This is a genomic window from Bradyrhizobium sp. USDA 4538, assembly GCF_024171045.1.
Classification (GTDB): domain Bacteria; phylum Pseudomonadota; class Alphaproteobacteria; order Rhizobiales; family Xanthobacteraceae; genus Bradyrhizobium; species Bradyrhizobium australafricanum.
Genome location: NZ_JALJZE010000002.1, coordinates 656,963 through 679,212 on the forward strand (window position 1 = coordinate 656,963; position 22,250 = coordinate 679,212).

Below are 22,250 nucleotides of genomic sequence, written 5' to 3' on the forward strand. Positions count from 1 at the left end.
CAACTGTAATTCAACAAGATGCCAAACAAATACAGCGGGAGCAGGCGGAAATGCTACCTAGAACGAATTCGCTGCCATCGGTTGAGGCGATATCAACAAACAGACAACGGGCTGATGAAATCGAACATCAGATTTCGCATCACCGACGATCGAGCGATCCTGGCGTGCGTCAACCCGAATCGCCGCTGCAACCAGGATCAATAATTGCGGCGGCCGACGTATTTGCCGAAGGTTGTCACGCGGCAAGGGCTGCATCTCGCGAATCTGCAGTGCAAAGCGCAGATAGAAACGCTCGTTCTCAGTTTACTCCGGTCGCTATTGACGTGGGAGCAGACCTCGATTCACCTGTCAAACTTCGATGGTGGAATATTGTGCAACGATCGCAGCGGTTGACAAAAACGGAAGACGTAAAAATGTCGCTGTTGCATACCGCCCTCAACGATTTGCACCAAAGATCAAACCCGCGTCTGGCCGAGAGCATTGCAATACTCAAAAGCGCTCTTCCGCATGGAAGTCCGCATGCGAAAGAGGCGACAAACGCATTCGACGCACTACAGGCGCAGCTGACAAAGCTTGAAACATGTTACGAAGAATTCTTGAAGCTCCGCGCTTATCAACAAACACATCGAACCCCGGATACGAGGTCATTGCTGTTTGGAAAGTCGCTAGGGCCCGCCCTCGTGCGCGGGACCATGCAATCCGTGATCATAGTTGCAGGTGGTGTCGGTTTGCAATATGCGACGGTGGCGGCGGTTTCGGCGTTATTGCGGCGAGATCCCGGGCTCTTGCCCGCTTCAGTGCTAGAGCGCGCGGCTACCACAGCTCATGGCGATGTTGACTTAGCATCGGTCTCTCAGCAACAGCTACAGCAGATCGAACATGCCGTTTCGACTCTCCCACCGCGCGACATCCTAAGCCTTGGAACGCTTTCGACCAATCAGCTTGACGATGTGGCCGAGAAAGTCGCTGCGGACCTTCAAAAGAGTTCGGTAGAGACCGTCACGAGCACAGTAGTGCATCAGACGCCCAACGTACTGTCCGAGGCGAACATCAACGAAATCATTGACGGGTATGTTAAGCCGCCCAGTACGTACATCGATGAAAGCGAGGCATCGGTTGGCGTAATATTTGGCCTTGAAGCGGGAGTTGGCTTTGCGCGTGGTATTTCGAATGCGACGGCCGATTCGTTCACTGAAAGCAAGATCCGCGCCCAACAATTGAACGATGCCGTCAACGCCGACTTGAGTACTGTTCCCGGTCGAGGCAAGCGCGTCGTCACCACGACACGCCATTCCGCGAAGTCGCAAGGCATAGGCAGTGCAGTTTCGGTAGGCATATCCGGCGTGACACTTGCCGCGACGTATGGGGCTAACGGCGCAAAGGCAGTCATGGAGGAAATCGGCAAGGCATTGTTTTTTGGCGCAACGACGTGTGGCGTCAACGTCGGTGTGGACGCGCTGCGCACCGCTTTGCCGATCGATGGATGGGGAGACGGTCGAAAACAGGCTCTGAAGGCGGCATTGCGTGTTGTGGGAAGAATTGCCACACAATATGTCAAGGCGGGCATAACGATCGGGACGGCATCACCAGGATCAGTCGGCGGCGCGGCTCTATGGAACGTGTCGACACTTATGGTAAGTGCGGGTCAGGGCACACTGAAGGAAGCCATTGGCGCAGTTGCTCAGGCCGCAACATCGAAATTGTTACCTGCAGACGAAGTCTTTGCAAAGGAGACGGCCGAGACCCTGAAATGCGCCGCAACGTTGATGAATGCGCTGCGCAATCCTGCACTCGAACAGGAATTGTCCGATTCCGACGTGCCAACGCATTCGACCGGATCATCGCAGCCGGGGCAACAAGCCCTGCGCGAGGCGATCAATCATTTGAACGGATATTTGCCGCAAGTCAAAAGTGCAGCCAGTCTGAAGGCTGATGAACCGGGTATTGAACTCAAATGGCGTGCATTTGACGCGGCAGTCCAAGACATGATCGATGGTCCATCATTGGAAGAAGTCGTGATAACGCAGCCCATCTCGAATCCGAGATCAATACAATCCCAAGGACATGACACATCATCAGAATTCGAGCTAAGGGAGGTTATCGTCGCTCAATAAAGCCCATTCACATGTCGCTGATGCCAAACCTAGCAGGCCGTTGAAGAACTCAGCCGCGTTCGCAAACGAAGGCTGAATCGTCGCCATTGTGGATGTAGAAGTGGCCAACGAGCCTGCCCGCAGTGCCGATCATGGCCCATCCGCGACCACAGGACGGATCATTCTCGTCGTGCCCCTCCCATGAGAACTCGGCGCAGGCCGATCCGTCGCGGGTGCCGTAGCGAGCATCCAGGAAGCCCTTGAGAGCCCCAAACGCTATTTCGCCATCGGACTTGCCACGGAAGGTGAGATGCGCCTCTCCGACAAGATCGAGGAAGTCGCTGTCCCAGTTGTCCATTTCGACGATGCGCCAGCGGCCGGCAAAGGCCTTGGCAAAGCCGGGCACCTTGGCCATCAACCGGTCTCCGCGATCAACTTGGGCAGCCGCACCAGATTGTAGGCGGCTGCAGCGAAGGTAAAGGCCCATCCGACCCGATCACGGCCACGGAATCTGGTCTTCTCTTGCCCGGCGACCGTCTTGATCCAGCCGAATGCCTCCTCAATCCGCTTGCGGATGCGCTGGCTGACAGCATAACCGCCGTGCCGGGTCGTACGCCCGTCGATCGCAGAGCTACGGCCGCCGGTATTCTGCGCAACATGCGGCGTCACGTTCATCGAGCGCAGCTCGTTGACGAAGTCTTCTGCATCGTAGGCTTTGTCGGCACCAAGCGTGATCGCTGTCGGTCGATCGGCACGAGGCTCGATCATGTGCAGCGCGGCCACCCGTTCGGCATGCCCACCGGCCTGCGTCAGGCAGGCGTCGACCAGCAAGCCGTGGCGGTTCTCCATCAGCCCATGCCCGATGAAGCACAGCTTCGTCTCCTTGCCTTTCCCCTTGCGGTAGAGCCTGGCCTCCGGATCGGTGGTCGAAGCATGGGTGTCGTTGGAGCGCTTCTGGCCATGGAAGTTCGCTTCAGCATTGCGCCCGCCGCCTTGGGCCGGCGGCTCGCCGGAGCTATCCTTCGGTTTGACGCTCTTCATCGAGGCCCAGGCCTCGATCAGCGTGCCGTCGACCGAGAAGTGATCGCTCGACAGAAGCTTCTTCACCCTGGGCTGCGCCAGCACCGCCGCCAGGAACTTCGCCGCGATGTCGCCTTCCAGAAGCCGGTCGCGGTTCTTCGAGAATACCGAATGGTCCCAGGCTGCATCGTCGACGCCGATTCCGACGAACCAGCGGAACAGCAAATCATATTCCAACCGCTCCATCAGAAGTCGCTCCGAGCGGATCGAATAAAACGCCTGCAACAGCATCGCCCGCAGCAGCTTCTCCGGCGGGATCGACGGCCGTCCAATCGGCGAATAAAGGGCGGCGAACTCGTGCTCCAGCGCCGCCAGCGCCTCGTTCACGATCGTCCGGATCCCTCGCAGCGGATGATCACGCCGCACCCTTGCTTCCAGGTCGACGTAGCTGAACAGCTCGCCCGTTCGATTGTCGCCGCCGCGCACGCACCATCTCCGAATCTCGTCGGAGCCAATGAATCATGATCCTCGGTCGGCGGCGACCGCCTTTTTTCAACAGCCTGCTAGTCTTACTGCGTCACAAACGACGATCTGTGTAGTGGTCGAACTTGATCGCACAACAAGGACATCTCGACAGCGTTCGGACGAGCCCATGCTCGAGCCGCCGTCGCATCGTCGCGATCGAGTTTGGAATGTGACGTTGGGTCCGCAGCGGCAGATCCGCGGGGTCTATAATCTGCGGGAAGGCGAGCGAGCGGGATCGGCTGGGCGCGCCGCGCGCCTGAGGGGGGAATCGTCTCCCGCTCGGAGATCAGGAATCCGTAGGCCACAATGCACATCGTTGCGTGATGATGAAAGCCGCGCCAGCCGCGTCCCTGGAAGTGGCCGAGCCCGACCTCCTGCTTGAGGTCCTGATAGTCGCGTTCGATGCGCCAGCGCAATTTAGCCGTCTCAACGAGCGTCCGGAATGCCACATCCTCCGGCATTGTCGAGAGCCAGTATTTGGTAGGCTCGTCCTCGCCTTTCGGCCATTCGATCAGCAACCATTCCTCCAATCGCCGGGTGGTTTGCCAATAATCACGATGCGCGGCACGAACCCGCACGCGGGCAAAGCGCGAGGTCAGCTCTTCGTTCGTTCCTTGCCGCCACGTGATGGTGCGCCAAGCTTGGGCCGGCAGGCCGATCGCGAGCGCCTTCACGGCGGCTGGCTGATGCTGACGGTTGCGGCGCATCAGTTTCGGTGGACGGCCGCGGCCCGACCATGGCTTCGGCGGCAAGGGACCGGTGCCGGGCGCCCATACCGTTGTGCTCGACAGAAGACCCGCCACATAGGTCAATCCCAGCGCCGTGATCTCCGTGCGCAGGTCGCTGTTGTTGCCATAGCCCGCGTCCATCAGCACGACACCACGTGGAAGGTTGCTCGCACAGGCCCACCGCAACTGCTCCAGCGCGATCTCCGGCTTGGTCCGGAAGCCGACTTCGGCGGGAATGCCCACTTTACGCCGCCGATCGCAATCCTCAGTCCATTCCTTCGGAAGATAAAGGCAGTAGGCGACAGGCAGGCTGGCGTGGTGGTTGGCAATCGACAGCGACACCGCCACCTGGCAATTATCCTGCTTGCCGAGCTGCCCGCAATATTGCCGCGCAACTCCAACCGAATGTCGCCCCTGCTTGGGAAATCCGGTATCGTCGATGATCCAGCCTTCGATGGGGCCCTGGCGTTCAATCGCCGGCAGGACCATCTCGCGTACCTTGCTCAGCACCTTCTCATCCGACCAGGCGCCGCTGCCGACGAAATGCAGCAGCGATTGATGCTGGGCCGCCGTCCGCTCCGGAGCCGTCACCGCCGCCATCGGCTCCACGCTCTTGCGACCGCCGCAGGCCATCAGGCCGACGCAATAGTCGCGCAGCGGCGCCTTCCGATCAGCATGACCGATGACACTGGCAAGCCCTTCCAAATACGCCGCAAATCGCTTCTCGCTCGTCCTGGTGCCACGCCCGCTCATGTCGGCCTCATCGGCTAATGGTCCATGCTGCAACCATCGCTGATTCTGGCCGGCTAGAGCCTGCGGTTTTGTGACTCAGTCAGACTAGAAGTCCGCTAAGGTGATCAACGGTCTGCACGGTGCGGGGCAAAGCCGCGCAACGTTTTGCCCCTCGCGCCGCAGCCGTGAAGCGTGAAGCGGCGCCATGTTCGACTGGACCCAGAGGTGAATAGACCGGAGGAATTTCACCTGCCGGCCACTCGCAGAAGGGTGCGTGAACGTCGCGATTCACACCGCTCCCATCAGGTACACGTATTCGTTTCGAGCACCTTCCAAAGCACGCACAGCCCCCGCCCGCGCCAATTGTCTCAAGAAGACGCTGGTCGCGCGTCCTATGGTAAGCGACGTTTACGTTCCATTCGCAAAGATTTGGAGGGACGGATTGCAACGCGTTGGCGCAACGGACTGCAAATCCGTTGATTAACGCGTTGCAAATCGTCGAAGTCGCGACTGTGGCGGCAGCTGCGGAGAATTAGGAGGTGCGGGCGAACGACCAGAGCAAGAGTTCGTCGATCCGCGACTGCGCGTGATCGGTTGCGATCGCTTCGAGGGCCGCTTTCATCCAGGCGTAGGGCCCCACGCCGTTGATCTTGCAGATGGCGATGAGCGAAGCTATGCGGGCCCATGAACGGCCACCTTCGTCGTGACCTGCAAATAAACTGTTTTTGCGAGTCAGAGTCAGCGGCCTGATTTGATTTTCGACGGGGTTAGTGTCCATCTCAACGCGGCCATCGTCGAGAAACAAAGTGAGGCCATCCCAATGGTTCAGCAGATAGGCGATCGCCTTGCCCATCTCGCTGCCCGGCGACAGGCGGGCGGCTTGCTCGCGCAGGAACTTCTTCAGTTCGACGACGAGCGGCCGTGATCGTTCGTCGCGCGCCTTTTGTCGGATCGCGGCGTCGGAGCCACGGATCTCCTTCTCGATCGCATAGAGCGCGGCGATGCGCGCGAGGACGGCTAAAGAGCGGGCGAGCTATCCCCACGGATCACAGGCGGAGAGCCACATCAGACGGCAATGACGCTGTTGCGGGCGATCATCGAGAACGAGATGATCTGTCGCTCCTCATCGAGCAGGTTTATCAGCGTCATTCTGTCCTCGTCAGGAAGCTCGGACACCGAAATCGCATTCTTCACTTGGCTCAGGGCCTCTAGCAGGTCCGAATTGTTTCGAAAACGACATGCAACGCGCGCGACCTCAGCATGAGAGAAAGTAAACACATCTCCGACAAAGGTCATATGGACCGGGAATTTGCCGAGATCATTGTCGATCATCGTTGCTTCTAAGACTGGGTGTGAAGGGGCACTGAAGGAGCAGGACGCGACGGGCTGACAGTTGCGTTCAGCCGATTCTAAGCCAGCACATCCTCAGGGCACGTACATCCGATCAAAGGCCTGCTGCAAGTCCGAGTGCTTCATCTTGAGGCGGGCGCAGTGGCCAAATGGCATGACCAGCCCAAGCGGCACGTAAATCCGAGAGTGCGAGAATTGCAGACTCCGCAACTGGTGGTCGCACATCTGCAGAGAATTGGAAACAATCGTCGGAATGATGGCTGTCCCTTTGAATTGAATCAAAAATTGTTGGAGGATGCTGCGGCTATTCACTTCGATGAAGTGATCCTTACTGGCGTCAGTCGCGATTTTCAAAGTCTGATAGATGCGGTCCTTTGTGGTGGGATTGATGCCTGAGTAGATGAACGTATACTTGGGAACATCCGTCCACGAGATTACGTTGTTGTCAGCGCTGCCCAAAACGCTCGGATTCGAGGTCACTAACACCATTTCATAACTGCCAAGCGGCAAATACTCGCGATTCCTAGGGCAGACCTCACCATCGATGAGCGCCACGCACCTGTCGTGCTTCTCGATCGTCGCCAGGATCTGGTGCCAATCGGTCACACGAATGGAGACGCCACCCTCCGTGTAGCCGGATATCAGACGCCACAGCCAATCGGGGGAGACGGCCGAGGCATAGGGCGCTTGGATCAGGACGCCGTGCTCGCAGCGCGTTTTCTTCGCTTTGCTGATAGAGCGGAGCGCCTGATCGTAAAAGGTCTTGGCTTGCACCAGCGCATCATAGGTTTCCTTGCCGCGCGGGGTCAGCTTGGCGCAACGCACCTTGCCATGGCGAACAAAAAGCTCTTCCCCGCTTATCGCCTCGATCTCGTCGACGATGCTTACCACGGCCGGTTGTGAGATGTTCGACTGGCGGGCCGCCTCAGTGAAGCTGTCCGTCTCGGCGGCTGCGATGAAGATGCATATCTTCTTGAGGCTCAGAGTTTGCATGGTGTCAATAACCTATTGACGATTGGTTTTGTTTTCGGTCTCCGATCTATGTTCGCACGCCCTTGCAGCAAGGAAACGCCGGTTCTTCGCCAAATCCTCCGCCTCTTTCGAGACGTTCCTGCGACGCTTTTTTGGCCTCCAACGTTCTCTGTGCCCACATTTGCAGGTCATTCGTAGCGCAATTGCCTAGGTACGAGTCCGCGTTGCTTGGAGAATTGTTCGCATGAAAGGCAGAGCGCATATTGAGCCGTAAGTTCAACGGCCCACCACTGCTGCTGACGATCCTGATCGTGTCCATAGCGCAGAACGTTCCGAACAGCTCGTTGCGATGGATGCGAGACATTTCGATATAACCTTTGGCGCGACGTTCCATTCTCTCGGTGAAACGCGCGATCCCGCTCTTCTCATACCAATCTGCAAGACGATGGTTGGCAGTGCAAGCGATCTTCAGCATCCCTGTCGCCTCCTTCAATCTCTGAAGAGTTTCGAACCTGTCTGGCGACAGGGGAGCGGAGAGCGATGGGGTATGTTGTCAGGGTCGACTAACGAGGCTCACGCCAAGACCCGCGACGTAACAGCTAACATCCATCACTCAACCTCGCTACTATGCTTCAATGCAGACGCGCTGTGATGATCGGTTAGCAAAGTTTTGTTATCGGTCGCCTTTTTTCAGAGAACGTATGCCTGCCCGGCCCACTCAGTGAGCTATGCGGGAAAGTGGGTGATGACGGGTTGAGAGAGGCGGCGTATCGAGGCGGGTGTCGAGCCTGCCAGAACCTCTCAAGGAGAGCGATACGCCATGAACGAGACTCCATCCTGCCCTTGTCAGCCGTCTGCGGTTGATGATCCACTGACAGAAATTCTGCGGAACGGAGCCCGTGAGCTGCTCGCCCGGGCCGTCGAGATTGAGCTGCAGGCATTTCTAGCGACGACGGCGGAGCTGAAGCTGCCGGATGGCCGTGCTAGGGTGGTGCGGCACGGCTTTGGCCCTGCGCGTAAGATTGCAACGGGGATCGGCGCGATCGAGGTCGCCCGGCCCAAGGTCAGAGACCGCGGTGCGGCCGGAGCTGATCGGATCCGCTTCACCTCGGCGATCCTGCCGCTGTGGGCGCGGCGGACGAAGAGCCTGGATGCCCTGCTGCCGATCCTCTATTTGCGCGGCATCTCGACCGGCGAGTTCCAGGAAGCGCTCTCGGCGCTGCTCGGCAAAGGATGCGCCGAACCTGTCGCCATCGGTGATCTCAGGCCTGAAGGCGCAATGGCAGGGCGAGTACGAGCGCTGGCAGAACCGCGATCTGTCGGCGCGGCGCTATGTCTACGTCTGGGCCGACGGCGTCTTCCTGCAGGCCCGGATGGAGGACCACAGCGAATGCATGCTGGTTTTGATCGGCGCGACGCCCGAGGGCAAGAAGGAGCTGATCGGCTTCCAGGTCGGCGTGCGTGAGAGCGCCTAGAGCTGGCGCGAGCTTCTGATCGACATTCGTCGGCGCGGACTGCAGGTCGCGCCAGAACTGGCGCACACTCGGCTTCTGGAAGGCGCTGGATGAAGTCTTCCCCGGCACGCGGCGGCAGCGCTGCTGGCAGCACAAGACCGTCAACGTGCTCAACAAGGTTCCGAGCTCCGTGCAGGGCGGCATGAAGAAGGCATTGCAGGGCATCTGCATGGCGCCGAGCCGAGCTGCCGCGGAGCTTGCACTGAGCTATGCTTGAATTTGGGTGACGGAGCCGATCAGGCGGCGTGGCTTTGCTGGGTCGGAATGACCTCGATGCCGTCGGCGAATCTGACACCGGCGATGATCTTCGGCAACTGATTTGTTCCTTTCTATCGGCGCCAGGTGTTGGACGCAGCATCGATGAGCTTGAACACCATCAGCTTCGCGGTCTGCGGCGACAGCGATCCTTTGGTCCGAACCGTCCGGTGCCGCACAGTGGCGAACACGCTTTCGATCGGATTGGTGGTTCGCAAGTGGATCCAATGCTCCGCAGGGAAGTCATAGAACGCCAGCAGATCGTCGCGATCCTTGGCCAGGCAATCAACTGCGCGCGCATATTTTGCACCGTATTTCTCGGCGAAGGCTTCGAGTGCAAGCTCCGCGGCAGCTCGGCTCGGCGCCATGCAGATGTCCTGCAAAGCCTTCTTCATGCCGCCCTGCACGGAGCTCGGAACCTTGTTGAGCACGTTGACGGTCTTGTGCTGCCAGCAGCGCTGCCGCCGCGTGAGACGCTCGGTGTGTTGCGGAATGGCCGGCGTCGCTATGGCCCGGCCAGCAAACAACAGCTGGTCGAAGTCTGTCTGCGGCCTGGCGGGTCGCTCGCGGGGCTGGCTTTGCAACACGGCGTGAACGCGAACCTGCTGCGCAAGTGGCTGGCCAAGCGACAACTTCAGAGCGGCAATGGCCCGGCGGAGGCGCGGGCGCCGATTGCGCCGGCGTTTATTCCGGTTAGCGCGCCGTCGACGTCGCCAACTCGATCTGCTGGCGCGATCGCGGTTTGCGCGACGGAGCGATCCTGTGCCGGGCGGCTGCCCGAAACGACGCTCGGGCGCGACCGTGGTTGAAGGCGTTATTCGCCAGACGGCCCTTCAAGGTTGTCGCGGTCGCGCAAGCCAACAAGACTGCGCGGATCATTTGGGCGTTTCTGAACAAGGGCGGGACGTACCGGCGTCCCGACCCGCTGTCGACTACCGCGGCCGCCGTCTGATGGACGCAGTGACCGCCAAAGCGATCTGACCGGCGCAGGCCGGCAGAGGGCAAGGTGCAACAACAGCCGATGAACCCATGGGACGAAATCCCGAAACGAGTGAAGCTACTGCCCCCAATGCGCTCAAGCGCGTAAACTTGATTTAGCTCCTCGTTCCGCGGATCTCATCGAGGCCAGCGGCCATGTGCCGCGCGCAACGGCCGGACATATGACCGCACCGTTCCAATGTGTGAAATCGACTGAAAAAGCTCTTGCCACGCGGACCGTTCCACATATGGGGGCAAGGTCATTAGTCGCCGAGTTAGGAATTTATGATGCCACTATTGGTCCAATCTTATTTACGTTCTTGCTGGCTTGGAGACGGTCTCCATCGGCATTCACAAGGCAAACAAGGGAGAATAGAGTGATTATCTCTATGATAACTAATATGCTGTCCCAGCAGGCGCAGGCTGCACGCGACCAGCAGAATACGCAGCAACTGCAGAAGACCCAGGAACAGCAATCCGCCGAAAACAAGGAATTCCTGCGCCGTATGGAGGAGCGGCAGAAGAAGAGCGACCAAGAGTTTAAGGACATGATGAAGCAATTTTCCCAGGACAACAACTCGGCTGGCGTAAGTGCGAGCAGGAACGCTGCGCCCGATGGGCTTTCGCTCGGACGTGGCCCATTGCAATCGCCTAATGGCAACGAAGCGAAAGGAGAGCTGGCGACGGCGCGCATCTCTAGCTCCGAGCGTGATTCCAGGGGGTACGCTCCGAATCTCTCCTTCCAGTAAGCAGCGACGAGAATTGTACGTCTGAGACGCGACAGTTTCTCGCAAACTCCATCCAATCACAGAATCGAAAGGAACTTACCAATGACGGCAGCAGCTCTTATGGCCGCGCAGCAGGCCCAGTTTAAACAGCAGATGGTGGAACAAAGTGCGATGTCGATGCAGAATTCGCGTCAGGAGCATCAGCAGCAGCTCGCGGCCAAGCAGAACGAGTCCCAGCGCGCCCTCGCGAATGATCAGACCAAGCGCGCGAATGAAGCGCAGGCCGACGCAGCGGCGGTATTGAAGGATACGACGCAGAAGCTGGATTCTTCCTCCGGCGCCTGAGGTCGCGATAGGCCTCGCACCGGCCCATCCGGTGCGAGGCTTTTCCAATTAAAAAGGGAATTCTACCATGACTCTGCCAATACTTCAGCCGGGGATCACCGGAGCAGCCTTTGATGCCGGTGTTCCTGCCGTCGTGGAGCAATTGAACCAGCAGATGGTGGCCCAAAGGGCGGCGCAGTTGACGCAATTCGGGCGGATAGATGATGAAATCCGAAGAAAACTGACACAGCAGCGTGCAGAAGGGGCTTTTTATCAGGCTGATCGGGCCATCGCCAATGCGAAGAGTCAGCGGCTGATGGGGGCGCTCTCTTCCAAATTCAGTCTCATCTCGAAGATACAGCAAAACATAGGCTGATATCTTGGCCGGATTCGCTTTCGTTTAGAGCGTGTTTGTTTCCCTTGCCGTCAAACGGAACAGAAATCATGTCCGTAAGACCCGCAACACCTTCTGATCTGCCGGTGTTGAAAACGCTATGTGCGGCCTTCCGCGCCGAACACAGGGCCGGGGCAGCTCTTCCCTATGAGCCCGATATGTTTATGGAATCGCTCGCCGCCGCGATGAAGAGCGACGATGTCTTGTTGCTCATCTTGGACGATGATCAGGGTTTTTTTCTGGCTGCACTCGGCGTGACGCCCTATTCCACGGTGCAGGTCGCGCATGAACTGATCTGGTACACGCGTCCGGAGGCCCGCGGGAGGGGCTTCAGCCTGTTCCGGGCTTACATGCGCTGGGCGCGGGCAAAACAGGTCGAATATGTCTTCCTGACTCTGCCGGAGCCGAGCGAGACAATGGAGCGGCTTGGATTCTCCCGGGCGGATATTGGTTATTACATGCGTTTGCCGCCCGCGGCCTGAGAGCGTGACGCAGATGGGCATCGCATTGTTCAAATCTAGCATAATCTACGCACGCTGCTTCGTGGGGCAGGCATAGATGCCCAGACATCGTCATCGATCAGAGCAATACCATTCCCTCGCCGCAGACGTCCTGTTGTTGCTGTCCTCCTTTAGCTTGCGGGGCCAGTTTATCGCGAAAGCCGTGCTCTACGGACGCGTCGGCGTGTCGATGTTTCCGGACGATTTGCGCCTGCGCGAAATCTACACTTACGCCCTTTATCTCGACGGCCGGATTGACGAGGCCATCGACGTGATCCAGTCCGCGCAAGTGGACACGCCGAACGTGTCATTCCTCAAAATGCGGCTCGCATTGCATGCGTCGAAGCCGGCGAGTGAGCGCCGTGCGGCCGTTCGATCCTATCTCAAGGCAGAGCGGAAGACATGACACACGAACTCCGTAACACCGGGCCGATGCCCGGCACTTACGTTGCGCAGGAGCAGCCTCTTCGGCCAACGCATCAGGCCGAGCGGAAAGCCTTGTACATCGAGGAGCGCTCTCCCGGCGAGAAGGGCGCTGAGCCTTCCACTTCCTATGCAGCGATGCTCGCGGAGGCACAGGATGGCGATACGTCGGAAGCGTTGGCCGTCGCTCTGGGAGGCGCTCGCCAGAGGGCGGTGCCGGAACTGAAAGATGCCGTCATCTCTTCGCAGCCGAGGTGGAAAACGGCAAAGCCGGTGTTCCGCACCGAGGTCGATCAGGACTCGGCGAACCTTCTTTTCGGCCTGCGCGATAAGCAGAACGCCGAACGTCTCGGTGGCGAGAGCGCCATCGCGCATGCTGGCGGCGCTCGACTGCTTTCGGTCAAGAACTCGCATGACCAGCTGATGCTGACGGCAAGTCAAATGCGTTCATCCGAAGCTGCCACGCATATCAGCTACCGAGCTTTTCTGAAACTGACGAAAATCCTGTCTTCGAGCGATTGGGTGCGCAACGTCCATTGCTCGGAAGCCCTGCTTCGATCGCAGATGGCCAGGGTGAAGGGAACGGCGACATGAGAACTGCATACGGCTCCACGCATGCGCCACGGAAGGGGATCGGCCGCTTGTGGGCGGGAATTGTACGGGCGATGCTGCTGGTTGTAACCGTTCTTGTCTGTACAGAGGCCTTCGCCCAATCGCGGCGGTTGATGGTCGAAGTCGGGAAAGGCATGAAGCTGGAGGGGGTCCAGAATGCGGAATCCGTCTTCGTTGCCGATCCCGCTATTGCCGATGTGAGCAAGTCGCCCGGCGACGCGCTGTTCATCTATGGAAAATCTCCCGGTGGAACGACGCTCATTGCGTCGGACCTGTCCGGGAAAACGCTGTTCAAATACGATGTTGTCGTCATTCATCCGGTGTCCGAACTGAGGCGCATGCTAGCACAGCGCCTCAAGGCCGGGAATATTTCCATAAGTTCCGCCCGCGGCAGCATCCTCATCTCGGGCGTCGTCGATGACGAACTGGAACGCCAGAATGTCATCGCGAGCCTCAAGAGCAGCGTCCCGGATAGCGTGCTGATCGACGAGCTGGTCGTTCGCAAAGGCAAGCTGATCCGCCTTGACGTCAAGCTTCTCGAAGTGGCGCGGGATAAGCTGGAGCGGTATGGGATCGACTGGCTCGCGCTCATTTCCGGGACGGGGGCGACGCAGACGCTCACCAGAAGCACGGCCAGTCTGAATGCAACATTGAACCTATTGACGGCGAATGGCGTTGCGACCATTGTCGCGGAATCTACCTTGATCACCGTCAGCAACAGGAAGGCGGATTTTTCCGTTGGCGAAGAAATTGCCATTCCGACATTTGCCATCGCCAACAGCGCCAGCCTCAACAGCTTTGGAATCGACTTCAAGTTTGTCGGGATAAACGTGACCTTCCTTCCTATTATCATGCCGGGTGGAAGGGTAGCTCTTGAGATTAATTCGATCGTTTCCAATATGCAGGCGACCGCGCGGCAGATCAACGGGAACAGCTTTCCCAATCTTGCCTCGCGCAAGCTGACAACGAATGTCGAACTGGAGGGTGGCCGCAGCACGGTCATTGGCGGGTTGTCGCGTCTGGAAACCTCGGCTGCGCTTCCGAAGCCATCGAACGGGACGTCAGAGTTCGTTCGAACCCTTTTGGGAAGTGAACAAATCGAATCCTTGCAGAAAGACCTGATCATCGTTGTGACGCCCCGTTTCGACGACCTCGACAAGCCGGCTGTCGCGCAGATCGTGCGCCCGCTACAGAACAATCTCGAGTTCATCCTGTCGAGAAAGGTCATGGCGTCCGGATCTGGCGACCCCGCTTCCATCCGCATCATCGGTCCTGCGGGGTTTCTCTACTGATGGGCGCGGTGCCTCTTGTGACCCTTGCCTCGAAAGTTGCCTGCCCCCTCGTTCTGGCATGGGGGGTGATCCATGCAGGATCTGCCGTTGGCGCCGAACTGCCCAATGCGGCAACGATCTACCCCTTCATCAGCACCAACCAAGATCTGGCGGCGGCGATCCGCTTTTTCGGAAACAACATTGGCATCGGGGTCAATGTCGATGCCGCCGTCACCGGAAAGATCTCGGAAAAATCGGAAGGTGTGCTGACTCGGCGTGACTATCTCGATCAATTGGCGGCGAAGTTCAGGCTGGTCTGGTTCTTCGATGGCACAACCCTGCATGTCGCGCCGGTCAGCAATGTCGAAACGGAAGTTTTCTTCCTGAAGCAGAACGACGGCGCCGCCATTCTGAAGATATTGCAACGGCTCGATCTCTACGAGACCAGGTTTCTGCATCGTTTCGATCCCCGCAATCGGGTGCTGCTCATTTCCGGCCCCTCCGTCTATGTCCGGATAGTGAAAAAGGCAATTGAGGCGGCCGAAAAAGCCGACCGGACGGAAACGACGGTATTGCGCGGAACTCCCGGAGGGACTGCCGCGATTGTGCCGTCGATCACGCCTGTCAAGTCCGCGGCTCCACCGTGATCAGCGATACACCATGACGATCGCGCAGTTCGCCTCCACGCTGGCCCGACAGAAAGATATCTTTCTGATCACCGTCTTCGCGCTCGTCTTGCTGATGATGATTGTGCCGTTGCCAGCCTTTCTGATGGATGTGCTGATCACGCTCAACATCAGCGCCTCGATCATCATTCTGCTCATCTCGCTTCAGCTTCATAATCCAGTCCAATTCTCTACCTTTCCATCCGTCCTGCTGGTCACGACGCTGTTCAGACTGGCCATCTCGGTCTCAACGACACGCCTCATACTGATCGAAGGGGATGCGGGGGAGATTGTGGCGACCTTCGGCGCGGTTGTGGTGGGCGGTAATCTTGTGGTAGGGCTGGTCATCTTTCTGATCATTACGGTCGTACAGTTCATTGTCATCACCAAGGGAGCCGATCGCGTGGCGGAGGTCGGTGCCCGTTTCACGCTCGATGGCTTACCCGGCAAGCAGATGAGTGTCGATGCGGATGTCCGCGCGGGCAATATCGATCAGGCCGATGCCAAGGAGACGCGCGAGACCCTCGAACGTGAGGCCAAACTGTTCGGCTCGATGGACGGGGCAATGAAATTCGTCAAAGGCGATGCGATTGCCAGCCTCGTCATCACGGCCATCAATCTCCTGGGAGGCGTTGCCATCGGCATGGTGCAACGAAGCATGAGTTTTGGTGACTCGCTGAAGCTCTACGCCTTGCTGACGGTCGGCGACGGTCTCATCGCCCAGATTCCAGCGCTCCTCATTTCCGTCGCTGCAGGCAACATCGTTACGCGTGTGACCAATCCGAGGGGCATGGATCTCGGAACCGAAATCAGCCAGCAAATGCTGGCCAACGGGCGAACGATCATCATTGCGGGTGTCGTCATTGCAGTCTTCGGGGTCATTCCGGGCTTTCCGACCGCGATCTTCGTCGCTATCGGAGGCGCGATGTCCGGCGGGGTCTTTTGGACCTATCGGATGCTCGCTAATCGTGCTCTTGCGACCGAGACGAGCTGGGATCGCAAGCTGGAAAGCCTTGAGCGGAAGTTCGCCGAGATCGAACAGCGTACCAAAGCCATGGAGACCATCAAGCTTGTCCTGCCGTCCGGCATCCGAGAGATCGACGTCTCCTGGTTCTGCCAGATGCTCGACAATGTTCGCGCCGGCCCTGAAGCCGAGTTCGGAGTTCCCCTCGGGTACTGGAGGATTGCCATCGAGGATAATCAGGCGGACACCTACCGTGTCTTTGTTCGACAGGAGCTGGTCGCAACGGGACAATTGAGGCCCGGGACTGTCTTTGTGAAGGCCAATCCAAGCTATTTGGAAGCTCTCGAAATTCCATCGGCTGCCGATTTCGGCCCGCGTGAGGGCACTATCGTCGATAGTCGCTCTATTGTGCGGTTGAAGGAGGAAGGCATCGAGTACTGGACTCCGGAGGAGCAGCTGTTCATACACCTCAAGATGGTCGTCATCGAACATCTCGACAGCATCGCCGGCTTCCAGAACACGGTGGATATCATCAACGAGACGCGCCAAAGCAATCCTGTTCTCATCGCGGATTTGCGGGAGGCCCTGTCTAACAACCAGATCATCGCTGTGTTGCGCATGCTGCTGCGTGAACGCATCCCGATCTCTAGCCGCGTCCAGATTTTCGAAGCCCTCCTGCAATGGTCGCAGGAACGGGACGCGACCAGCCTTCTGCAGAAAGTGCGGATATCGCTGGCGGAATTCCTCACCAAGCGCTTCGCGCCGGATGGATTCCTGCCCGTTGTTGTTGTTGCGCCGACGCTGGAAGCCAATCTTCGGGAGGGAATGCGCATTACGGAGGAAGGGCGTTTCCTGGTGCTCGAACCCTCGATCTCTGCCAATATCGCGAAGCAGGCGCGGGACATCGCCAGTGACGGGTTTAGGCGTGGGTATCATCCCGTGCTGATGACCCAGCAGGACGTTCGTCACGCGCTTTTCAACGTGCTGCGCAAGCACGGAGTTTACGTGCCAGTCCTCGCCTATCAGGAGATCGTACCGGAAACGATTATTTATGCCGTCAGTTACCTCTCAGCCGATCCGGAGGATGCTCAGTAGGCACGACGCGCCCGTCTCCGCGAGCGCTGCGGCGCCGCCTACTCTCCGGAGTCTGGAGGGGTCTGATTCAAGCTGCCTGCTGGTGAAGGAGGCCGGCAGGCATGGCGCCAGCTCTTTCGATTGATCTCCGCAAACGTGTGGTCGCCGCCGTTGAGGGCGGCATGTCGTGTCGAGAGGCTGCGGCGCACTTTCGAATGGGCGTGTCGAGCGCGATCCGCTGGGTGGCGCAAGCTCGAAAGACAGGTGAGGTGACGCGAAGCCGCAGGGCGGGGATCGACGCTCGCAGGCGATCGAAGGGCAGGCTGAGCGCATTCTCGCGCTGATAGCGGCCAAACCCGACAGCACATTGGCGGAACTGAAGGCGGCGCTCGCCGCCGATGGACACACCTTCATCGCCTCCGGAGATATGTGCGTGTTTCGGCAATTTCCGGACAGCAATTTCGCTAATTCGCGGACAGCGATTTCAGTAATTCCGGGACAGGGATTCCGCTAAATCGCGGACAGTTGCGGGAGGTTGGTTTTCGGGAGCGCCGTTCAGGCAATGTTCTCTCTCAAGCTGAGTTTGAGAGGGGCAATGCCGAGGCGGAAGCAAGCGAAACGAACCACTGTGAAGGACCTACGATCGATCCTGAGGCTGACGTACGAGCAGGACCTGTCGGTTCGGGAGATCTCGGAACGGCTGCAGATCAGCAAGAGCTCGGTTGCCACCTACCTGCTGCGGGCACGCGAGGCGGGCTTAAGCTGGCCGTTACCGCCGATTTACGCGAGCGAGGCGGCGTTGCAGCGGGCTCTGTTCCGGCGGGTCGGGCGCCCCCCGCAGGACTTGAGCGAGCCTGAGTGGCCGCGGGTGGCGCAGGAGCTCAAGCGCAAGGGCGTGACGCTGAGTAAGCGGCAAGGAGACCTTTCAATTACCCATAATTGTTGCCTCGATTGCGGCTCCAAGTTCGATGTCGGTCAGCCGCGATAATCCGCGCCAGATCACGGTATTTCCTGGAGGCGGATCGTTGGCTCGGGCTAAATATCCTCCGAGCCGCGCGATCTTGACGACATAGTGCGAGAGCGTGCTTCGTCGAGAGCAATCACCACCCCTGTCTTTCACCAAATGATCAAGAAGCCTGATTTCGGGATCCGTCAGCGCCGTTTGCGGTACGGCATTCGGCGAGGAGCGATTGAGCATCGTCATCCAGAAGACGCGCCAACTCACAATGCAGAAGACCGCGACCAGATTGACCAGACGCTCAGCAGTTCGCAATTTTGAGTCCTCTGCTTTGCAGCCCGATTTGAGGATTTTATGGAAGACCTCGATCTTCCACCTCAACGCGTACCATTCAATCTTCTCGATGGCGTCCTTGCGCGATTGGACCGGAAGATCGGTGAGGAGCTTCCACTCGATTTTCTTTCGCCGCTTCGGCCTTCCTCGCTCTTGAGCATGGATCACGGTCAGAGTGAGTGCGGGATATTTCGTCTGTTTGCCGATCGGCGGCAGGACGCGTATCTTGCGGTACCTGATCTCAAGAACGGCGTCGTCGGGATCGCCTTTGTCGTCCTTGACCTTGATCCGATGTAGACCCTTGATCGTAACCTCGTCCATTTCGTCGGCAATTGTATGATTGCCGTCCCCGGCAAGCCGATCAACACAGGTTCGCACCAGGAAATGCGTTCCGACCTCCTCGGCCAGGCAAAACAGCTCATAGATGTCGCTCTCGCGATCACCAATATGAACGCATCGCCCGGGAGCAGCGAGAAGGTCGGTCGATTGCCGTAAATTCTCGAGCCAGCGGATGCTCTCCTTCTGCTCGATCGGCACCCGTGTCGGATTGATCTTTCGCTTCAGCGCCGTCGTCCCCTTGAACTTCTTGCGGGTCCAGAACTTGATTGCCGACAGTCCGAGCGGAAGCCCCTCGGTCGTCACGGCGAGACTCGAATGCATCAGGATGCCGCACTGCGTGCGTCCTGCCGTCTTACCCGTAAAGCCGATCAGATCCGGCTTCTCGCGCTTGAAGCTGAATTCCGTCGTGTCATGGAGGACGAGGATCGGTCCCTCCGTCGCCGCTACGCGCCCGCGCGTCGCCTCGAAATGACCGCAAAGAATATCCGCCTCGTTGACCCGTTCGTTGGAGAGGAAGCGATAAGCGGCCTTCGTGTTGGCCCAATCCTGACAAACCAGCGGGATGCTTTGACCCATGTCGCTCCCGATTTGTGCGAGCAATTTGCAGAACCGGCGACCAAGCCGCTCATCCTTAAACTCGCATCCCGCAGCTTCCCGATCAACCCACGTCTCGATACCAGTCGTCAATCGCTGAGCACGCGCCCCGGCACGTTCCTTCACCAAGCCCATCGAGCACCCCGCGCTTCCGAATCAGGTGCTCAACAACGAATCACAACAGATTCTACCGATTCAAGATTTCGCCCGCGGCGCCTCGCTCAAATCCGACGTCAAATGTGGGTAATTGAAAGCAAGGAGACCCCGTCTGGCGGAGGGGGTGAACGATCGGCTATCGGCTGCTAAGTTTGTGAGCCGATGTGAGCTTCTATGTCTGCGCCTAGTTCTGGAACTAGAACCTTCCATATGATCGAAGCGGTCGCCGACCGTCTTGAGGGAGCGCCGCGGCAGCTTCGCCGACGCTGGTCGGACGAGTTTAAGGCCCAAGTCGTGATGGAGGCGCTGGAGCCTGGCGCGAGCGTCTCGGCGATCGCCCGCCGGATCGGCATTCACCCGTCGCAGCTGTTCGCCTGGCGCCGTGACGCTCGGGCCGAGCGGCGGCGTTATCGCTTACGGCACCCGAGTTGCGAGGGTGTGGTGGCGCCTGTGGCAGGCGCGGTGATCGAGATTGCCATTGGCGAGGTGATCGTGCGCACCGGCGTGGACGTCGACGAGGCGCAGTTGCAGCGGGTGATCCGGGCGGTCCGTTCGGCATGATCCCCTCCGGCGTGAAGGTGTTCCTGGCGAGCCATCCAGTCGACTTCCGCAAGGGTATCGATGGCCTTGTTGCGCTGGTGCGCGATGCCGGCTCAGATCCGTTCTTATGTGTCGGACGAGATTATGTGGCGGAGGCGCTCTAACGCCAGCCCGGGCCGGCCACTCAGGGTTTCTCCGCCACATAATAATCAGATGTTGGCCAGCAGCTGCAGGATGGTGTCGTTCGGCCGGAAGCGCGCGCTGCGGTCGCCTGAGACGCCCGCCTTCTCAAGTCCCCGGCGCATCATCTCGACATCCGCAGCGGCGTATCGGTGGGTTGTGGCGACCTGAGCATGGCCAAGCCAAGCCTGGATCGTCAGGAGGTCCACACCTGACCGGAGAAGCTTCATGGCGAGGGAATGCCGGAAGATGTGCGGCGATATCGGCTTGCCCTCCAAGCTTGGCCTCGTGGACCCGGCCTGGGAGGCGGCACGCCGCACGATGTGTGTCGCGCCGAAACGCGTCAGGCGCTCGTTGTGAACCCCGACGAAGATCGGCCGCGGTTCATGATTGGCGAGACCGCGTTCGCTCAATAGGTCCGTCAGCGATCGCACCAGATCCTTAGGAATGGGAACGACGCGATCTCGGCGTCCTTTTGCCATGAAGCAGCACCTGCGGGCGTCCTCGCTCCAACTGAAGGTCGTTCGCGTTGACGCCAGTCGCTTCGGACACGCGAGCGCCGGTTCTCGCCAAGAAGAGCAGAAAGGCCCGGTCGCGCCGGCCGCGGGGCGTCGTCTGATCAGGGGCTGCGATGATGGCCTCCACCTCGGCGTTGGTGAGATGATGCGTCACCTCGATGTGGGCCCGTTTGGTGGGGATCGTCAGAACCCGTTGGGCGACGCCGAACGAGGCGGGATCGGCGGCAGCGACGTGATGGAAGAAGGATCGGATCGCGGCTAATCGGGCGTTGCGCGTTGCGACGGAGTTGTTCCGCTTCTCCTCAAGCTCGTCAAGAAAGGCGAGAACAAGGTCCCGATCGAGATCCTCAAGGGCCAGCGCCGCCGGCTTCTTCCCCAAATGGGCGGCGGCAAAGAGGATCAGCATGCGCAAGGCATCGCGATAGCTGGCTAAGGTCGCGGAGGTCGCGTTGCGCTGCTTGGTCAACCGGCGACGAAAGTACGACTCCAGGAGCGGCGCCAGCAGGAGGTGTTCGTTCATGCCGCACCTCCGTCGAGGAAGGCGCGCTCAGCCGCGATGGCGAGGAGATCCGACGAGCCGGTGAGGTAGTAGGCTGTGTCGCTATAGTTGGCGTGGCCGAGGTAGGTGGCGAGTAAGGGCAGCAGCGCTTGGACGTCTGCGCGCTGTTGGTGCCACAGCCTGAGCCTGGTCACCGCGAACCGGTGCCGGAGATCGTGCGGTCGCAGAGGCTTGCCATTGTCAAGACCCGCGAGCTTGCGGACCTTAGCGAAGTTGCTTTGCAGGCCGGTCGCCGACAGACGGCAGCCTCGCGAGCTGAGGAAGAAGGCCTCGCCTTTGGGCCTGGGAAACACGGTGTCGCGCTCACGGGCGTATCGACGAAGGGCTGCCTGGGTCGTTGGGTGAACAGGAATCAGGCGGTCTTTACGGAACTTGGTTTTACGGACGAGGACGATCCCGTTGGTCAGATCGACGTCGCCGCGATCAAGGCTGACCGCTTCGCCCGATCGTAATCCCGTGCTGGCCAACAATCCGATTAGCGTCGCCATCGTACGGCCCCTGAGAGGGTTCCCTGGCGAAATGAAGCTGCATGCGTCGATAAGCGACGTCAGCTCAGCCTCACTTAGGATGCGCGGCGGCGGAATCGCCCTGGACCGCGGGAAAGCTTTGCGCTCCAAGACCTCGGTCTGGGGGGCGTAGAGGACCAGGTACTCGTAGAATCGGCGGAGCACGCCGTGACGGACCGCGCGGCTGTCGGCGGCGCCACCGAACGATAGGACGAAGTCCAGCGCCATCGTCCGGGTGGCGGGCGCACCCAGCTGAGATTGCTCGACGTAGCGAACGAAAGCCCGCAGCGTGCCGGCTTGCTTGTTGAAGGCGTAGCCGAGGGAGCGGCGCAGCTCGATGTAGCGCTCGACCTTGTCGCCGAGGAATGCGGCGAAGGCAGTCATGCGGCGCCTCCCGGAAAGGGGAGCGCGACCTCAGCGAGCTGCGAGGCCGCGACCTTCACGT

Annotated in this window: 25 protein-coding genes and 3 pseudogenes; 16 read left to right on the forward strand and 12 right to left on the reverse strand. The window is 59.3% G+C overall.

Annotated features, from left to right (window positions below; all coding sequences use genetic code 11):
• Nucleotides 1–164 precede the first annotated feature (164 nt).
• Nucleotides 165–2,114: a hypothetical protein gene (locus tag J2R78_RS44255; RefSeq protein ID WP_253610430.1), complete on the forward strand. Its 1,950-nt coding sequence runs from the start codon at nt 165–167 to the stop codon at nt 2,112–2,114.
• A gap of 49 nt (nt 2,115–2,163) precedes the next feature.
• On the opposite strand, the gene J2R78_RS44260 is transcribed toward J2R78_RS44255, so the two are convergent.
• The 7 genes from J2R78_RS44260 to J2R78_RS44290 all read right to left on the reverse strand — a co-directional run bounded on the left by J2R78_RS44260 (nt 2,164) and on the right by J2R78_RS44290 (nt 7,895).
• Nucleotides 2,164–2,508 (reverse strand): hypothetical protein, encoded by a 345-nt coding sequence (locus tag J2R78_RS44260; protein WP_057019377.1) that lies wholly within the window; start codon nt 2,506–2,508, stop codon nt 2,164–2,166.
• On the reverse strand, nt 2,508–3,599 hold the full coding sequence (locus tag J2R78_RS44265) for an IS5 family transposase (protein WP_069276043.1): 1,092 nt from the start codon (nt 3,597–3,599) through the stop codon (nt 2,508–2,510). Before J2R78_RS44265 ends, J2R78_RS44260 begins: the two co-directional genes overlap by 1 nt.
• Nucleotides 3,600–3,682: 83 nt before the next feature.
• Entirely contained in the window at nt 3,683–5,119 is a 1,437-nt protein-coding gene (locus J2R78_RS44270) for an IS701 family transposase (protein ID WP_253610175.1), read from the reverse strand.
• Nucleotides 5,120–5,630: 511 nt separating this feature from the next.
• Entirely contained in the window at nt 5,631–6,101 is a 471-nt protein-coding gene (locus J2R78_RS44275) for a transposase (RefSeq protein WP_309145066.1), read from the reverse strand.
• Nucleotides 6,102–6,163: 62 nt separating this feature from the next.
• A complete protein-coding gene (locus J2R78_RS44280) occupies nt 6,164–6,430 on the reverse strand; it encodes a hypothetical protein (RefSeq protein ID WP_253610429.1) in 267 nt (88 codons plus the stop codon).
• Between the two features lie 93 nt (nt 6,431–6,523).
• Nucleotides 6,524–7,441: a LysR family transcriptional regulator gene (locus J2R78_RS44285; RefSeq protein WP_253610428.1), complete on the reverse strand. Its 918-nt coding sequence runs from the start codon at nt 7,439–7,441 to the stop codon at nt 6,524–6,526.
• A 46-nt stretch (nt 7,442–7,487) separates the two neighbouring features.
• Nucleotides 7,488–7,895, reverse strand: coding sequence for a hypothetical protein (locus tag J2R78_RS44290; protein ID WP_253610427.1), 408 nt, complete (start codon nt 7,893–7,895; stop codon nt 7,488–7,490).
• Nucleotides 7,896–8,240: 345 nt separating this feature from the next.
• Here J2R78_RS44290 and J2R78_RS44295 point away from each other — a divergent pair.
• Nucleotides 8,241–9,142 (forward strand): annotated as a pseudogene (locus tag J2R78_RS44295) (IS256 family transposase); the annotation flags it as partial.
• Between the two features lie 28 nt (nt 9,143–9,170).
• Here the strand turns inward: J2R78_RS44295 and J2R78_RS44300 are convergent.
• Nucleotides 9,171–9,659 (reverse strand): annotated as a pseudogene (locus tag J2R78_RS44300) (transposase); the annotation flags it as partial.
• A gap of 12 nt (nt 9,660–9,671) precedes the next feature.
• Here J2R78_RS44300 and J2R78_RS44895 point away from each other — a divergent pair.
• From J2R78_RS44895 to J2R78_RS44365, 12 genes and pseudogenes are all read left to right on the forward strand, one after another.
• Entirely contained in the window at nt 9,672–9,998 is a 327-nt protein-coding gene (locus J2R78_RS44895) for a transposase (RefSeq protein ID WP_309145059.1), read from the forward strand.
• A 570-nt stretch (nt 9,999–10,568) separates the two neighbouring features.
• The gene (locus tag J2R78_RS44315; RefSeq protein WP_253610426.1) at nt 10,569–10,916 is read left to right on the forward strand and encodes a hypothetical protein; all 348 of its coding nucleotides are present in this window, start codon (nt 10,569–10,571) and stop codon (nt 10,914–10,916) included.
• An 81-nt stretch (nt 10,917–10,997) separates the two neighbouring features.
• Entirely contained in the window at nt 10,998–11,240 is a 243-nt protein-coding gene (locus J2R78_RS44320) for a hypothetical protein (protein ID WP_253610425.1), read from the forward strand.
• A 67-nt stretch (nt 11,241–11,307) separates the two neighbouring features.
• Entirely contained in the window at nt 11,308–11,595 is a 288-nt protein-coding gene (locus tag J2R78_RS44325; RefSeq protein WP_253610424.1) for a hypothetical protein, read from the forward strand.
• A gap of 68 nt (nt 11,596–11,663) precedes the next feature.
• Nucleotides 11,664–12,095: a GNAT family N-acetyltransferase gene (locus tag J2R78_RS44330; RefSeq protein ID WP_253610423.1), complete on the forward strand. Its 432-nt coding sequence runs from the start codon at nt 11,664–11,666 to the stop codon at nt 12,093–12,095.
• Between the two features lie 76 nt (nt 12,096–12,171).
• Complete coding sequence (locus tag J2R78_RS44335; protein WP_253610422.1) at nt 12,172–12,519, forward strand: hypothetical protein; 348 nt, start codon at nt 12,172–12,174, stop codon at nt 12,517–12,519.
• Nucleotides 12,516–13,130 (forward strand): hypothetical protein, encoded by a 615-nt coding sequence (locus J2R78_RS44340; protein WP_253610421.1) that lies wholly within the window; start codon nt 12,516–12,518, stop codon nt 13,128–13,130. The genes J2R78_RS44335 and J2R78_RS44340 overlap by 4 nt, the downstream gene beginning before the upstream one ends.
• Nucleotides 13,127–14,440: a pilus assembly protein N-terminal domain-containing protein gene (locus J2R78_RS44345; protein ID WP_253610420.1), complete on the forward strand. Its 1,314-nt coding sequence runs from the start codon at nt 13,127–13,129 to the stop codon at nt 14,438–14,440. The genes J2R78_RS44340 and J2R78_RS44345 overlap by 4 nt, the downstream gene beginning before the upstream one ends.
• Complete coding sequence (locus J2R78_RS44350; protein WP_253610419.1) at nt 14,440–15,066, forward strand: hypothetical protein; 627 nt, start codon at nt 14,440–14,442, stop codon at nt 15,064–15,066. Before J2R78_RS44345 ends, J2R78_RS44350 begins: the two co-directional genes overlap by 1 nt.
• Before the next feature lie 13 nt (nt 15,067–15,079).
• Nucleotides 15,080–17,143 (forward strand): flagellar biosynthesis protein FlhA, encoded by a 2,064-nt coding sequence (locus J2R78_RS44355; RefSeq protein ID WP_253610418.1) that lies wholly within the window; start codon nt 15,080–15,082, stop codon nt 17,141–17,143.
• A 101-nt stretch (nt 17,144–17,244) separates the two neighbouring features.
• A complete protein-coding gene (locus J2R78_RS44360; protein WP_375167179.1) occupies nt 17,245–17,466 on the forward strand; it encodes a helix-turn-helix domain-containing protein in 222 nt (73 codons plus the stop codon).
• A gap of 251 nt (nt 17,467–17,717) precedes the next feature.
• Nucleotides 17,718–18,029: pseudogene (locus tag J2R78_RS44365) on the forward strand (sigma factor-like helix-turn-helix DNA-binding protein); the annotation flags it as partial.
• 18 nt (nt 18,030–18,047) lie between these two features.
• Here J2R78_RS44365 and J2R78_RS44370 read toward each other — a convergent pair.
• Entirely contained in the window at nt 18,048–19,481 is a 1,434-nt protein-coding gene (locus J2R78_RS44370; protein WP_069279857.1) for an IS4 family transposase, read from the reverse strand.
• Nucleotides 19,482–19,712: 231 nt separating this feature from the next.
• Here J2R78_RS44370 and J2R78_RS44375 point away from each other — a divergent pair, with 231 nt between their 5' ends.
• Together J2R78_RS44375 and tnpB are read left to right on the forward strand one after the other, a co-directional pair.
• Nucleotides 19,713–20,063 (forward strand): transposase, encoded by a 351-nt coding sequence (locus J2R78_RS44375; RefSeq protein ID WP_253610417.1) that lies wholly within the window; start codon nt 19,713–19,715, stop codon nt 20,061–20,063.
• A complete protein-coding gene (gene tnpB, locus J2R78_RS44380; RefSeq protein ID WP_076824769.1) occupies nt 20,060–20,206 on the forward strand; it encodes an IS66 family insertion sequence element accessory protein TnpB in 147 nt (48 codons plus the stop codon). The genes J2R78_RS44375 and tnpB overlap by 4 nt, the downstream gene beginning before the upstream one ends.
• Before the next feature lie 45 nt (nt 20,207–20,251).
• On the opposite strand, the gene J2R78_RS44385 is transcribed toward tnpB, so the two are convergent.
• From J2R78_RS44385 to J2R78_RS44395, 3 genes are read right to left on the reverse strand one after another with little or no spacing between them, the layout of a single operon-like run.
• The gene (locus tag J2R78_RS44385; protein ID WP_253610416.1) at nt 20,252–20,704 is read right to left on the reverse strand and encodes a tyrosine-type recombinase/integrase; all 453 of its coding nucleotides are present in this window, start codon (nt 20,702–20,704) and stop codon (nt 20,252–20,254) included.
• Nucleotides 20,664–21,260 carry a site-specific integrase gene (locus J2R78_RS44390; RefSeq protein ID WP_253610415.1) on the reverse strand — a complete coding sequence of 199 codons (597 nt, stop codon included), beginning with the start codon at nt 21,258–21,260 and terminating at the stop codon, nt 20,664–20,666. Before J2R78_RS44390 ends, J2R78_RS44385 begins: the two co-directional genes overlap by 41 nt.
• The gene (locus tag J2R78_RS44395; protein ID WP_253610414.1) at nt 21,257–22,189 is read right to left on the reverse strand and encodes a tyrosine-type recombinase/integrase; all 933 of its coding nucleotides are present in this window, start codon (nt 22,187–22,189) and stop codon (nt 21,257–21,259) included. Before J2R78_RS44395 ends, J2R78_RS44390 begins: the two co-directional genes overlap by 4 nt.
• Nucleotides 22,190–22,250 lie beyond the last annotated feature (61 nt).